Source organism: Desulfobacter sp. UBA2225 (genome assembly GCF_002348205.1).
In the GTDB taxonomy this organism is placed as follows: domain Bacteria; phylum Desulfobacterota; class Desulfobacteria; order Desulfobacterales; family Desulfobacteraceae; genus Desulfobacter; species Desulfobacter postgatei.
Map to the genome: position 1 here is coordinate 1 of NZ_DDYV01000216.1, position 12932 is coordinate 12932.

General features: G+C 47.0%; 13 protein-coding genes and 1 riboswitch. Of the genes, 9 read left to right on the forward strand and 4 right to left on the reverse strand.

What is annotated here, in order from left to right; translation table 11 throughout:
- The first annotated feature begins 341 nt into the window (after nt 1-341).
- Both B3D59_RS10855 and B3D59_RS10860 read left to right on the forward strand, forming a co-directional pair.
- Nucleotides 342-1319, forward strand: a complete 978-nt coding sequence (locus tag B3D59_RS10855; RefSeq protein ID WP_286819742.1) for a phospholipase D-like domain-containing protein — start codon at nt 342-344, stop codon at nt 1317-1319.
- Nucleotides 1320-1596: 277 nt separating this feature from the next.
- Complete coding sequence (locus B3D59_RS10860) at nt 1597-2856, forward strand: hypothetical protein (RefSeq protein ID WP_286819743.1); 1260 nt, start codon at nt 1597-1599, stop codon at nt 2854-2856.
- A 502-nt stretch (nt 2857-3358) separates the two neighbouring features.
- Here B3D59_RS10860 and B3D59_RS10865 read toward each other — a convergent pair.
- The 4 genes from B3D59_RS10865 to thrS are packed head-to-tail and all read right to left on the reverse strand — an operon-like array spanning nt 3359 to nt 7445.
- Nucleotides 3359-3511, reverse strand: a complete 153-nt coding sequence (locus B3D59_RS10865) for a hypothetical protein (protein WP_286819744.1) — start codon at nt 3509-3511, stop codon at nt 3359-3361.
- A 55-nt stretch (nt 3512-3566) separates the two neighbouring features.
- The gene (locus B3D59_RS10870; protein ID WP_286819745.1) at nt 3567-4403 is read right to left on the reverse strand and encodes an MBL fold metallo-hydrolase; all 837 of its coding nucleotides are present in this window, start codon (nt 4401-4403) and stop codon (nt 3567-3569) included.
- Nucleotides 4404-4443: 40 nt separating this feature from the next.
- Nucleotides 4444-5520, reverse strand: coding sequence for a class I SAM-dependent methyltransferase (locus B3D59_RS10875; RefSeq protein WP_286819746.1), 1077 nt, complete (start codon nt 5518-5520; stop codon nt 4444-4446).
- 11 nt (nt 5521-5531) lie between these two features.
- Complete coding sequence (gene thrS, locus B3D59_RS10880) at nt 5532-7445, reverse strand: threonine--tRNA ligase (protein WP_286819747.1); 1914 nt, start codon at nt 7443-7445, stop codon at nt 5532-5534.
- Nucleotides 7446-7591: 146 nt separating this feature from the next.
- On the opposite strand from thrS, the gene B3D59_RS10885 reads away from it, so the two are divergent.
- From B3D59_RS10885 to B3D59_RS10915, 7 genes are all read left to right on the forward strand, one after another.
- Nucleotides 7592-8722: a ribonuclease D gene (locus tag B3D59_RS10885; RefSeq protein WP_286819749.1), complete on the forward strand. Its 1131-nt coding sequence runs from the start codon at nt 7592-7594 to the stop codon at nt 8720-8722.
- A 32-nt stretch (nt 8723-8754) separates the two neighbouring features.
- Entirely contained in the window at nt 8755-9606 is an 852-nt protein-coding gene (dapF, locus tag B3D59_RS10890) for a diaminopimelate epimerase (RefSeq protein WP_286819750.1), read from the forward strand.
- A gap of 39 nt (nt 9607-9645) precedes the next feature.
- A riboswitch (TPP riboswitch) is annotated at nt 9646-9740 on the forward strand.
- A gap of 91 nt (nt 9741-9831) precedes the next feature.
- A complete protein-coding gene (gene thiS / locus B3D59_RS10895) occupies nt 9832-10029 on the forward strand; it encodes a sulfur carrier protein ThiS (protein WP_286819752.1) in 198 nt (65 codons plus the stop codon).
- A 2-nt stretch (nt 10030-10031) separates the two neighbouring features.
- Nucleotides 10032-10808 carry a thiazole synthase gene (locus B3D59_RS10900; RefSeq protein WP_286819753.1) on the forward strand — a complete coding sequence of 259 codons (777 nt, stop codon included), beginning with the start codon at nt 10032-10034 and terminating at the stop codon, nt 10806-10808.
- Between the two features lie 13 nt (nt 10809-10821).
- A complete protein-coding gene (gene thiH / locus B3D59_RS10905) occupies nt 10822-11928 on the forward strand; it encodes a 2-iminoacetate synthase ThiH (protein WP_286819754.1) in 1107 nt (368 codons plus the stop codon).
- A complete protein-coding gene (gene thiF / locus B3D59_RS10910) occupies nt 11928-12476 on the forward strand; it encodes a sulfur carrier protein ThiS adenylyltransferase ThiF (RefSeq protein ID WP_286819755.1) in 549 nt (182 codons plus the stop codon). The genes thiH and thiF overlap by 1 nt, the downstream gene beginning before the upstream one ends.
- A gap of 149 nt (nt 12477-12625) precedes the next feature.
- Nucleotides 12626-12907: a hypothetical protein gene (locus B3D59_RS10915; protein ID WP_286819756.1), complete on the forward strand. Its 282-nt coding sequence runs from the start codon at nt 12626-12628 to the stop codon at nt 12905-12907.
- The last annotated feature ends 25 nt before the right edge of the window (nt 12908-12932 follow it).

Sequence of the window (12932 nt, forward strand, 5' to 3'; positions counted from 1 at the left end):
GGTGGCTTATGGGTTTCGGAAAGGCAGGACTACACGCTATAGTCCTTACCCGGCCATCAAGGCAGATTACCCAGCACTACATCTTCCAGTCCTGGCTTTTCAAAAAGCAACAGCGGTAAAAAATAATACCATAAGTGCTTGGTCAACTATATGGTATATGGGAAATTAAAGAAAAAAATTTGCACGCCTTTCCAGATAATGTTAATAATTTCATCATTGATATTTTAAATATTTATGCAGCTTCGGTTCTTACTTCTCGGATGTTATCCCGTTAGATAAGCGAATACGAAAGATAAAACGGCAACCACAGATTAACTCGTTAAATTTCTTGAGGAATCAAAATGGAATTTTTGCAAAATAATAATTATCTTAAAAAGGTGGAAATACTATTTGAGAATCAGGAGGAACTAAATATTGCTGTTGCTTTTTGGGGAATTGAAGCATGGCAACTATTTAAAAATATACCTTCCAACAAAAAAATAAACTTAATCTGCAATTTAGAAAGTTCTGCCTGCAATCCTTTTCTAATTGAAACGCTGATGGATATTCATAATATTCAATTAAGAACAAATAGATTGCTACATGCTAAAGTATTATTTCAAGAAAATAATGCTATTATTGGTTCAGCAAATATTTCCGCAAACGGTCTTGGTTTTGAAGGGAATGAACTCAATGGTTGGATAGAAGCAGGTGTCCAAACAAACGATACAGCAGCAATATTGGACTTAAAAGATTGGTTTCAAAAATTATGGGATTCTTCGGACATCCTTTTTTACGAAACAATTGAGCATTACAAGATACTTTGGCAATCGCACAGAAATAGTAGACCGGTTAATAGTTATCAACTTTCATTGTTAGATGCGGTAAAATACGATAATGACAATTTTGCAGATAGAAAAATATATTTTGCGATCTACCGAAATCGTAATGCTTCAGACGAAGCAATAGAAAAATATGAATCAGTCAAAGAAATTCATTATAGTCTTCCCGGTATCATAGAATTTTATGAAGATTGGAGTGATATTCCTGATAATGCCGACATCATTAGTATCTATTTTGGACCACGTGGAGGATTAATTATTGATGGTACTTATAAATCGCCAGAAAAAGCTTTAATAGAGAGCTTCATTCGTGAAGATGAAACAGAAGGTGAGATAAAAATAGTTTTCAAATCTAACTCTATTCATGGCTATAAACTTTCAAAATCCGATAAAACGCTTATCAAGCAAAATATTGAGAAACTGATGTCCTTTCAGCCAAATCCACATGATGCTTTTTTAATCCCGATAGTGGATGGTGTAACCAAACTTAACGAATAGAGCAGTCTTTTTTTGAGACTAAAAAAACGGGCTATCTCATGATAACGCAGTTGCAATTTGAAACCATGAGTTGGTTATATTTTGATATCAAGTTTTATAAGAAAGTCTGTGTAACCTACACAAATTTTAAAGCGTTCATTGTCGACTGCATTACGGTAAAAAAAAACAGGTCAGCCCGTGGCTGTTTATATGAAAAAGACTATAGTTTGCAGACAAATTGTTTCTGCAAAAGGCTCGCTATTAATGTTATTTTAATGGTCTGATAAAGGAACTGGAGATGTGCGGTTATTGTATAGAATCTGCTGGCGTTGAACGTTTATTAACAAAAGAGAAATTCACCGAAGAGGATCTATTATTTTTTTCGGATTTTTTTATTCAGGAAATAGTCGATCTGAATCAGGGCATACATACACTCCTTTCTTTCATTCTTGATTCTGAAATAACAGAAAAAGACAAATTAGAACAATTAAATTCGCATATTATTTTATGTCGCTTATTAGAAAACCTCATAGATTATGGGATTGATTCACCAAATTATAACAGCCTGTTACAAAATGATTGGATTGTAAAATCCATAGTGTGTGAAAGCCTTGAAAATACCTGCCGGATTGAAAACTTAAACCGAGTTGCATCTTGGTTACCCCACTTAAACTCCTGCTATAACTTAAACCGATGGGATTCAGATGAACCGATTCAGAAAGCCAACAAGCAATTTCCAAATATTCATTTTTTTTATCCACTTTATCAGGCAGATACATATTTCAATAAGGTCAAGTGGCACACTTTCCTGAATCAGGCTGACTTACCCAAAGAATGCATGGCGATTTTAAATCATTATATTTCATGGTGGTTAAAAGGTGGGGATTTAAAAGAAAACGATTCTTCTCACATTAAAGAACGTCTTGCCGGTACAGGTGTTATTTATGACCCAATAATGACTGTACCAAAAGAAGAACGAGTTGTATTTGATCTTGCTTTTCGGGCTTTATTTTTCAGCGCTTGTTATCTTTCAAAATTGCATCTACATAATGATTGCGTGAAAAAACTCATTTTAACCCCTCCATCAAAAATCCCTTTTTTTGATGGAATGGATTTATGGCTCCAGAGAAAAGCTACTGAAAGAATATATAGATTCGAGGGGGTATCTTTTTTTCTCCATTCAATAGATGATATACGGACCATGCTGCCATTGTACCTAATGGAAAAATGTAATATTACAGGTTATGATAAAAATGCTCTCTGCCAAGCTATTAAATTATCCAAGCAATATGATGACGATTTTGAAATGTTCTATGAGCAACTCTGTTGTGGAATCTCGATCACATCCGTTCTTAATGCAGAAAAAGAATTAGAGGAAAGGCAAAAACGACTTCTTGCTTCCCTCAGCGATTCAGACCGCAAAAAGTTGCGAGAGTTGGTAATTAAAGAAGCTCTTGAGGAATTCCCTGAATTTTCGGAATCTTTAGATGAACAGGCTATTGAATGTTGTATGCTATCAAAAGTTGAGGATTTTATAGCAGGACAAGATTTAACTTGATTACCCAAATGCTGGGTTTATATGGTTTGTGTTGATACTCGATGTTCAAGTTTTTTATAACAACCTGATATTATTATATTTAATACAAAGGGTGATATTTATGGCACGATTTTTTAAATTTAATAATATCAAAGAGTTATAATTTTAAAACGGATTTTTTTGTAAAAGCACGTCATTTCAAACCCAGTGTTTACAAGGTTTTGGAAAAAACTTGAACATCGAGTGATACAGAGCCTCTGTCAGTCCGTTGAGCATGGATCCTATTCCAATGGCGCAACCCATGACACACAATTTTGAAAATTCTCTCCTGTCTAAGGTTGGTAGGTAGGGCGAGCCTTTTGTCTATTATAGAACTCCCAGAGACTTTTTTGAAAGGGAGAGGATTACTTCTGTCAGTGGTTATGCTGGATCAAATCCATCCGGTGAGCGAAAGTATTCATAGTCCACTCCCATAATCGTTTCTGTCATCGGGAAGACTATTATTAACAGGTATCACCATCAATCACCTGAAAGAGGCGGTCAGGCTGTTCATGAACAGATTCACAAAAATCCGGCGAAACATCTGTTCATCTGCCATGATGCCTGCCACGCCTTTAATGATCTGGCAGGCATCCACTGGAACGGCATAGACGATTCTGCGCCCGGGAACGGTCATGAAAATTCCCAGGCGGGAGATGGAGTTATCTACTCCTGAATTGATCTAAAATAATTCAGAGTTCAAGCCGGCTACCTGTGGCAAACACGTTAATTGGGCGCGCCATTTTACTGGACATGTAGGCCGGGGCATCAGGACCCGTGCAGTGGCCGGTATAATAGGTTGTGCCCTCGTAGGACGACAGTTCATTGATCAGAATATCCAGGCGGTTGTTCGGTTCAGTGACCTTGGTTATGCGATTATACAGGTGGAATCCGCCGATCACATGGTCAATATGGTCCAGGCCTGTGCGGGTAAGGACCGTATCAATCATATTCCCCATGCCCGAGTGGGCGCAGCCGGTGAACAGAACCGAGGTGCCGTCTTCCACGATCAGCAGGGCCAGTTCATGGGAAAATTCATCCTCAATCAGTTTCCCGTCTTCCTGCTGCCTTAAAAGGTCTGAATTGCCCTGGGGGATAAAGCCCTTTTTTGAAAAATCCGTGATAATGGTTAAATCCTCGGACAAGGCCAGGTCCGCACCAATAAACCGGCAGCGGCTTTTGTCAATGGCATCGGTATCAAGGCCGATATATCGGGGTTCATTATTCTTGTAGCGGGCATAGTACCTGCCTTCAATGGCCCCCCGAGTCATGATGATTGCTGCTTTGTCATTGAGCGTTTGAAACTGCGGGATGCCGCCGCCATGGTCATAGTGCCCGTGGGACAGCACGGCTATGTCCGTTTTTGACAGGTCCACACCCAAATGTTTTGCATTGTCTGCAAATTTTTGGTCCTGTCCCATATCAAAAAGAATGGACCGGGTGCCTGTGCGGATAAAAAAACTTAAGCCGTGGGCCGGTGCAAGTTGCGGGTCCGTGGTGTTGTTTTCAAGCAGACAGGTGATTTCCATGGCGCGTTCCTCCTGTGTTTTTTTTCGGATATAGGTTCAATTATGGGGTGGTGCATAAAAAATGCAGATTAAAGGAATCATTGGGGATATCTTCGGCACAAACCGTTGAAAAGCCCGCTTGTTTGAGCAGATCTATGGCCTGCTCTTTCCCCCACATCATGCCAAGGCCCGAGCCGTTGTCATTGAGCCCGATGGGCATGCAGTGCATCAGGCTTACCGTGTATAAAAACGGGCCCATGGGATGATCGGTATTGTCCTTGATATTGGTGGCGGCCTTGATATCGATCATTGAAAAAAGGCCGCCATCACGCAGCATGTATTTCACTCCTTTTAACGCGTCCAGGGGATGGGACTGGTCGTGGATGGCGTCAAAGGCGCATACATAATCAAAGGATTGGCCAAACTTTGACGCCTCACGGATTTCAGCGGCATCCTGGTTGATGAACGCAATGTTGGACAACCCAAAAGATTCGGATAAGGCCCGGGCCTGTTCAAGCGCTTTTTCATGGTTGTCCATGCCGACAAACTCGGATTTTGGATAGGCCTGGGCCATGAGACAGACCGCCACGCCCTGGCCGCAGCCTATATCGCAGACCCGGATGCCTTGCTGCAGCCTTTTTTCCAGCCTACCTTGGTCAACATAGGGAATAAATTCCTGGATTAATACCTTGCGGTGTTTGGCCTCAGCCAGTTCCGACATGAATGCCTGAAAATCTGGATAAATGGAAAAGGGAACGCCCTGGCCGGTTTTAAATCCCTGTTTTACGGCATTCATGGCACAGGCGGTCAGCAGGGGGATCTCCTGGGTATAAACCCCCAAGTTGTTGTTCCCGGCTCTTCTGCACAGAAGATCCCCATGGGAAGAGGGCAGGAAAAAGGTGTCATCATTGTCCGGCTTTTTTGTCATCTCGATAATGCCACCGGTGACCATGATGCCCAGCCACTCCTTGAGATAACGCGAGTTCAGACCCGTTGCCCCGGCCAGTTCCCCAAGGGTCAGGGCTGAGCCTTTCTCATCCATGACATCAAATATTTCAAGGGCATAGCCGATCCCCAAACCCAGGTTCAGGGATCCGTAATTTAGAATCTGTACCAGTTTATCGGAAAAATCAGCCATGATTTAATATGTTAAAGATCGATTCCCTCCAGGACCCGGTCTTTGATATGGGCGCAGACTTTGGTCAGGAACTCTTCGTGGGTGACCCCCATTTTGACCTTGCCGTCCAACGTGCGCACCGACAATACTTTTTCTTCTTTTTCCTTGTCCCCAATGGTGATGATTAAAGGAATATAGTCCAGTTGGGCCTCTCTGATTTTCTTTTTAAGGGTCTCGCTTCTGTCATCTACGTCGCAGAGGATGTCATGGAGCGCCAACAGGTGTTGGATCTCTTTGGCATAGGGAGCCAGTTCCTGGTTGATGGGCAGGATCACGGCCTGGACCGGGGCCAGCCACAGGGGAAATTTACCTGCAAAATGCTCCACAAGGATACCGAAAAACCGTTCCATGGAACCGTAGATCACCCGGTGGATCATGATGGGCCGGTGTTTTTCATTGTCCGCGCCCTTGTAAGTCAGATCAAAACGTTCCGGCAGCGCCATGTCCAGCTGAATGGTGCCACACTGCCAGGTTCTGCCCAAAGCGTCCTTGATGTGGATGTCTATCTTGGGACCGTAAAATGCACCATCCCCTTCATTGATCATGAATTCTCGGCCATAGGCTTCTATGGCATTGCGCAGTCCGTTGGTGGCGGTTTCCCATTGTTCATCCGTGCCGATTGATTTTTCAGGCCTTGTGGAGAGCTCCAGGTGAAAGGATAGTCCAAACCGCGCATAGACCCGTTCAGCCAGTTTCAAAACGCCTAAAACTTCTTCCTGGATCTGGTCCGGGGTCATGAAGATATGGGCATCATCCTGGTGAAAGGCCCGGACCCGGAACAATCCTGACAACGCGCCTGAAAATTCATGGCGGTGTACCAGCCCGATCTCTCCGGCCCGGTGGGGCAGGTCTTTGTAAGAGTGGGATGTTGTTTTGTAAAGGATCATGCCGCCGGGGCAGTTCATGGGTTTGATGGCGTATTCCTCGTCATCAATGGTGGATGTGTACATGTTTTCCCGGTAGTTTTCCCAGTGACCGCTTTGCTCCCAAAGTTTTCGGGTCATCATCACCGGGGTTTTGGTCTCCACATACCCGTCTTTTTTATGCTCCATGCGCCAGTATTCCAAAAGCGCATTCCACATAGAAATGCCTTTGGCATGGAAAAAGGGCATACCCGGTGCCTCGTCATGGAAAGAGTACAGATCCAGGCGGGTGCCAAGTTTTCTGTGGTCCCGCTTCTTGGCTTCCTCAATCATGGTGAGATAGGCGTTGAGTTTCTTTTTGTCAAAAAAGGAGATGCCGTACAGCCGCTGGAGCTGTTGCCGGGACTGATCTGCCCGCCAGTAGGCACCGGAGGTTTTTAACAGTTTGACCCCCTTGATCATGCCGGTGTTGGGGATATGGGGGCCGCGGCACAGGTCAATGAATTTACCGTTTTGGTACAAAGAGATCTCTTCGCCTTCGGGCAACTCGTTAATCAATTCCACCTTAAACGGGTTGTCGGCAAACAGCTCAAGCGCCTGCTGCCGTGTGACCACCTGCCGTTCAAAACCTGCCTTGGCCTGGATGATTTTTTTCATCTCCGCTTCAATGTTTTCAAGGTCAGCTTCGCTTACCGGATCCATGTCAATATCATAATAAAATCCATCTTCAACCACAGGGCCGATGGTCAGTTTGGCGTCCGGGTAGAGGTTGAGTACGGCTTCGGCCATGACATGGGCTGAGGAGTGTCGCAGGATATCCAGCCCCTGGTCGTCGTTGGCGGTGATAAAGCTCACTGCACTGTGCTCTTCAATGACCGTGCCTAAATCAAGGGCTTTGCCCTCTATTGCCATAGCCACGCAGTTGCGGGCAAATCCTTCGGAAATGCTTTTTGCCACATCCATGCCTGTGGGTGGTTCGTTAAATTCTTTTACTGCATTATCCGGGAAAGTTATTTGAATCATTTTTTTTTACTTCCTGTTTTATATATCATGCCTCGATCTTGCCCTATTTCCAAAGGCAGCGTATGATCAGGCATTGTAAGAAAAAGCCGTTAATTAAAAAAAAGAATTTTAAAAGAAGTGTTTTAAACAATCAAGGGAAAACTAAGGTGGTTTATCAGTTTATAACAACGGACAAAGACCTGGCACAAGTATGCCTGAAACTTGAACCCTGTGAAATAATCGGTGTGGATCTGGAAGCCGATTCCATGCACTGTTTTTCAGAAAAGATATGCCTGATCCAGATTGCAGGCCCAAACCAGGCCTGGCTGCTGGATCCTTTTCTGATCAATGATTTTTTACCCTTTTCCCGAATTCTTGAAAACCCGGAGATTACCAAGGTGTTTCATGGATCGGACTTTGACGTCAGAAGCCTTGACCGGGAGTTGTCCGTTGAAATTGAAAACCTGTTTGACACCGAGATTGCCTGCCGTTTCTTAAATATTAAGGAACGGGGATTGGGCGCACTTTTGAAATCTTTTTTTGATATTGATGTGGATAAAAAATACCAGAAGGTGGACTGGTCAAAACGGCCCTTGAAAGAGGAGATGATTGCCTACAGTGTGGGGGATGTGGCAACGCTTGTGGACCTGCATGACCTTTTAAAAGAACGTCTTGAAAAGATCGGGCGTCTGGCCTGGGCCGAAGAGGAGTTTGAGTTGCAGGCCAGGGTCAAATACGAGAGCAATCATTCAAGACCCTTGTTCAGACGGTTCAAGGGAGCCGGAAAACTTGACAACCGGAGCCTTGCCGTGCTGGAGCATTTGCTGGAAGTCCGGCTTTCCGAGGCCGAGAAAAAGGATCTGCCTCCCTTTAAAATTATGTCCAACCAGTCCATTCTGACCATGGTTCAGCACAGGCCAACCAGTGTCGAGTCGATATCGAAACATCGGGCCCTTAGCCCTAAACAGACCGGCATGTACGGGCAGTTGTGCGTCAAGGCCATTGAAACCGCCCTTGCCTTACCTCACCGGGAACTGCCGTCCTATCCCCAAACCCGGGTGCCCAGGAAAACCTCCCAGGTCCTTGCCCGCATTGATGCATTAAAAAAAATGCGTGAAACAGCGTCCCAGACTTTGGCCATGGAACCTGGATTTTTGATCAACAACAATATGATTTCCGCTGTGGCTGCGGGCAAGCCGGCAAGCCCGGAAGATTTGTTGCGGATTCCGGGCATGCGAAACTGGCAGGTTGAGGCGCTTGGTGAGCATATTCTTGAGACCCTGTCCCGGGTTCAGTGAGTTAAAAAGAGAAAAAGAGATAAGGATAAACAATGCGTATAGATTTCTGGAAAATGCACGGTATCGGCAATGATTTTATCATGCTGGATGACCGGGACAAGACGATTGCAGGGTATATTGACTATTCGAATCTGGCTGTGCGCCTGTGCCACCGGCGGTTCGGCATCGGTGCCGACGGCATTATCCTGGCCCGGCATTCTGATACCCATGATATTCGGTTTATAATCATCAATTCAGACGGGTCCGAACCTGAAATGTGCGGCAACGGCATGCGCTGTTTTGCCAAGTATCTGTACGAAAACAATATTCTTGTAAAAGATGAAATAAAGGTTCAGACCCTGGCCGGAACCGTGGTGCCCCGGATTGAAAAAAAGCAAAGCGGACAGGTGGTCTCCGTATGCGTGGATATGGGGGTGCCAAGGCTTGTGCCTCAGCAGATTCCTTTTGTCCATGACAGGGATATGGCCCTCGGGGTGCCCATAGAGACAGCCCAGGGCACAATGTTGGTATCCTGTGTTTCCATGGGGAATCCACATGCCGTGATCTTTGTGAATGACTTGTCACTGGTGGATATTGAAACAATTGGTCCCATGGTGGAAAATCATCCTCGTTTTCCTGAAAAAACCAATGTGGAGTTCATTGAAGTCGTCTCTGACAGGCAATTAAAAATGCGGGTGTGGGAACGCGGGGCCGGGATAACCCTTGCCTGCGGCACCGGGGCCTGTGCTGCCGTTACGGCCGCTCATCTCACGGGACGGGCAGGGCGTCAGGTGCGTGTTAATCTGGACGGCGGGGACCTGGACATTTCATGGAATGAATCCAGCGGCCATATTTTTAAGACTGGGCCTGCCCAAACCGTTTTTAAGGGAACTCTTGATATTTAGTCCAGGGTTGACAAAGCTTTTTAATCTATATATAGCTTGATTTATCGTTTGGGGTGGCGCACAGCGTCTGAGATAATACCCATTGAACCTGATCCGGATAATACTGGCGAAGGGAAGAGCGGACAAGACAATAGTAAACCCGGAAAAATTCGGATTTAGGCATTTTTATAGCCGCTTGCTCTTCCCTTGAGAGCAAGCGGCTTTTTTTATTTAGGATTTTTGCCTATGAATATTTTTGTCAATGGAAACAAGGAACGCATAGAGCCATGCACGTTGGCACAGTTGATCGCCTGTAAAAAGCTCGATGCAGGGGCGCTGGTTATTGAACTTAACCGGCAAATCATCAAACAGGATTTTTGGCCGACAACTGAACTTCAGGAAGATGATCGCCTGGAGATGCTCAGTTTTGTCGGAGGAGGCTGATTATGAAAGACGATGTACTTCGATTGGGGGGGAAAGAATTCAGTAACCGGTTACTGACCGGTACCGGGAAATTCGGCAACCATGGGCAAATTCCCAAGATGCTCGCGGCCAGCGGTTCACAGATGATCACTGTCGCTTTGCGTCGTGTCGACATCACGGCTCAGTCTGAAAATATCCTTGAATACATCCCCAAACATGTGACCCTGCTGCCGAATACATCCGGCGCCCGCAGCGCAGAACAGGCCGTACGCATTGCCCGTATTGCCCGGGAAGCCGGTTGTGGTGATTTCATTAAAATTGAAGTCATCACCGATATGAAATACCTGATGCCGGACAATTGGGAGACCTTGAAGGCAACGGAGATTCTGGCCAAAGAAGGGTTCCAGGTGCTGCCTTATGTCCTGCCGGACCTGCCCCTGGCCAAACGGCTGGAAAACGCCGGTGCCGCGGCGGTGATGCCTCTGGGCGCACCCATCGGAAGCAACCGGGGGCTGGAGACCAAACCACTGATTGCCATGTTAATTGAAAACGTCTCCGTACCCATTGTTGTGGATGCGGGAATCGGCAAGCCTTCCCAGGCAGCGGCTGCAATGGAAATGGGTGCGGATGCGGTTCTGGTGAATACAGCCATTGCCACGGCCCGGGACCCGGAAGCCATGGGGCGCGCCTTTGATTTCGCGGTCAAGGCCGGACGGGCTGCCTACCTGGCTGAAATGGCCGAAGAGTCTACCCTTGCCCGGGCCTCTTCTCCACTCACCGGATTCCTTGACGAGGTATAAAGAGGATTAGATTATGTCATTTTACGAGATCGTTGAGCGATACCGGGATTTTGACGTTCCCCATTTTTTTGACCAGGTGAGCGATCAGGATGTCATCCGCAGTCTGGCCAAGGAAAAACCCGGTCCCATGGATTTCTTGACCCTGCTGAGCCCCAGGGCTGCCGGACATCTTGAAGTCATGGCCGGCAAAGCCCACCAGTTGACCGTGCAATATTTCGGACGCACGATCCAGATGTTTATTCCATTGTACATCTCCAACCACTGTAACAACGGCTGCGCCTACTGCGGGTTTAATCAGAAAAACCCCATCCTTCGCCGGAGGCTCAGCCTGGAAGAGATTGAGATTGAGGCCGAGGCCATTGCTAAAACCGGCATGCAGCATGTACTTTTTCTCACCGGTGAGGCCCAGCACATGACCCCCATGTCGTACCTGGTGGATGCGGCTCAACTGCTCAAGAAACATTTTGCATCCGTGGCGATCGAGGTCTACCCGCTTGAGGTTGATGAGTACCGCCAACTCTACGAGGCCGGTGTCGATTCCATGACCATGTTCCAGGAAACCTATGACGAAGATGTCTATAAACGGGTTCATCTGGCCGGCAAAAAAATGGATTACCAATGGCGGCTCAACGGGCCTGAACGGGCCGCGATCGCCGGCATGCGGGTGGTCAACCTCGGCGCGCTGCTGGGTCTTTCCGAGCCGCGCCGGGACATGTTTTTCACCGGGTTACATGCCCGCTACCTTGAAAACAAGTATATCGATACCGAAGTCGCCATCTCTCTGCCCCGGTTTAACGAGGCGGAAGGCGATTTTCAACCCGACTACCTGGTGGATGACAAAACCTTTGTTCAGTTCATGACCGCGTTGCGCATCTTCCTGCCGCGTTCGGGAGTGACCGTCTCTACCCGTGAAAACGCCACCTTTCGCGACCGCATTCTGCCCCTGGGGGTTACCCGTTACTCTGCCGGGTCAAGCACCGGTGTCGGTGGATATACCGAGGTGCCCGAGGGTCAGACGCCGCAATTTGAAATTACCGATGCCCGCAGTGTGGCTCAGGTGGCCGATGCAATTCTCGCCCAGGGCTACCAGCCGATTTACAAAGACTGGGACTGCATCTGATGAAGATCGGTATTGCAGGGGTCGGCGGTATCGGCTCCAACGTGGCACTTAACCTGGTGAGAAGCGGCGTTGTGCAACTCAAACTGGTCGATTTCGACCGGGTAGAATCCGGCAACCTCAACCGCCAGTTTTATTTTTCCGACCAGATCGGCCTGTTCAAAGTCGAGGCACTTAAAATCAACCTAAGCCGCATTAACCCCAAGATAGAGATCGAGGCGCTGATTGAGCGTATTGACGCGAAGAACTGCGCAGAATTGTTCTTGGACTGCGATCTTATCGTTGAGGGCTTTGACCGCCAGGTGGATAAAAAAATGCTCATCGAAACCTTTGCCGACAAAAAGGGGGTGGTTTCAGCCTGCGGCATTGCCGGATCCGATTTGGCCGCCATCGGTTCGCGCAGAATCGGCAACTGCTACATTGTGGGCGACTTTACCACCGATTGCGACCAGGCCCCGCTCTTCAGCCACAAGGTGACCACCGTGGCCAATCACATGAGTGAACTCATTCTTTGTCAACCCGGCGTACTTCATGACAATACATTGTCATAGGTTTTGTTAACCACGAAGATCACGAAGGAGACGAAGAATAAAATCTGCGCAGACAATTCACCTTCGTGCGCTTCGTGCGCTTCGTGCGCTTCGGTGCGCCAGGATAAGCCTGGTCATTCTTGTAACCTGAAAGGAGGTTACCATGTAAATTGCTGATTAGACATGTAGCTGCGGTCTGTCGTGTGGAGGTAACAAAGCACGGGGAGCAAGATCGGTTTGCCGAAGGAAGGCAAGCGAGAGCGTGGGAGCGCTGGACAGCAAAGCTACGAGCCGTAATCCGAAAGGGTGAACCGGTTTCGGCCTCGAAACACAAAGATGCAGGCGGCCAACCTCCCGAAGATGGCGAAGCCAATACAGATGGGGAAGTAATCAGCAAATGCACTTATCTGGCCTGCCGGGGTGATAGCGGACAGCGCGTAGTGAAAGAGTGATCGAGGAACCTGGGAGACCCACCCA